1 protein-coding gene is annotated in these 1,473 nt (G+C 40.3%); it reads right to left on the reverse strand.

From position 1 onward, the window contains the following. Positions 1-1,473 (reverse strand): DNA ligase D (gene ligD, locus AC1DVB_RS27175; protein ID WP_477591940.1); only part of this gene is annotated, 1,473 nt, incomplete at both ends.

Genomic DNA, 1,473 nt, shown 5'->3' on the forward strand with positions numbered 1-1,473 from the left:
AGCCACACCAGCGAAAGAATTTCCCCGTGGGGAATAAGGTAGAATGATGGTTTTTCCTTCACTATGCTGAACAAAGTCCAAGTAAAGTCGATTATGCCGATTTATTTTCATTCTTTCCGTTGTAAAATCATTCGGATTGGAACTTGTTAAATAATCACCTAGAAAGTCAGTGAATATGCGTGTCTCCTGATAAGTAAATCTGTCTTCAGGCAGAGGGATGTGAATTTGCAGTCCTTTGTTACCTGAAGTTTTTACAAAAGCTTTAATCCTTAATGATTCCATCACCTTTTTTATTTCCTGTGCAGCCTTTACCGCAAGAGAGAAATATTCGATGGAAGGAGGATCCAAGTCCAGGACGATTTCGTCGGGTCTTGTTTTACCGGCTTTCTGAAATGGGGCATGAAATTCCAATGCAAGTTGATTACCAAACCAAAGGAGAGTTTCAATGTCGTTACACAGCATATACTCGATATCCTCATCCATGAACGTTTTTATAAAGTCCGGCGCATAATCAGGTTTGTTTTTTTGGAAAAATCTTTCTTTATCCAAAGTTCCATGAGGATAGCGGATCGTGGTAAGAAGCTTATCCTTCAAGAAGGGTAAGAAGAAAGCTGAAACCTCCCGTAAATAATGAAGATATTCTACTTTTACCACCTGTTTACCTTCTGTTTTCCAAAGCGGTTTATCCCTGGAAGTTATTTGTACAGTATCTGGAAATGTATATTGGCCTAGCACGAATTTCTCCCAGGTACATTCGTCGGGAGAAGTTTGTAAAAGCCACTGGGAAAACTGAGGTTCACGCAATTCATTTTCCTCATAAACGTGCAAGAATTGAACTTCAATGCAAATGGATGGATGGATATAAAAAAATTGTGCGTCTTCGTCTGATGCATTTTGCTTGATCAATTGATGCAATATACTTTTATCTCTAGCACTCAGTCCATTTTTGACACTTCCGATTTTCGTTACGGCACCTTCTTTGAATACTGCAAGGGAAACGTAGCCATTTTCTTTGTGCAATGCTGTGATGAAACAAGAAACGGTCTTCCAATTTTTCACCTTAATCCAAGATGTTGTACGTCTTCCTTCTTGCCAAGCACCCCGAGTTTCCTTGGCAACAATCCCTTCGCCATCTAACAAGGTGACCTTATTCAAGGCAATATCCAAAACGTCAAAACTCTCTATTAATTGTATCAAAGCCTTATCGTTGGGATCAGGAGGTATAGGAAGACCGAGTTTTTCCCCCATATTCAACATCAATTCCCTTCGTTCCACCATAGGTTTATCTGCTATGTCTTTTCCGCTGATGCGAAGCAGGTCAAACGCTATAAACCGACATGGGGAAAAACGGGCATTTTCTGAAATTAAGGATAATTTCCCAAGGCGTCCTCGCCACTGTATTTGAAAAAAGTCCGCTTTCGCCTGATTCGTAAGCCAGACCAATTCTCCATCTAATTGAAGCGGGAGATAACC

The sequence above is a fragment of the Peribacillus sp. P4_D6 genome (assembly GCF_056401795.1).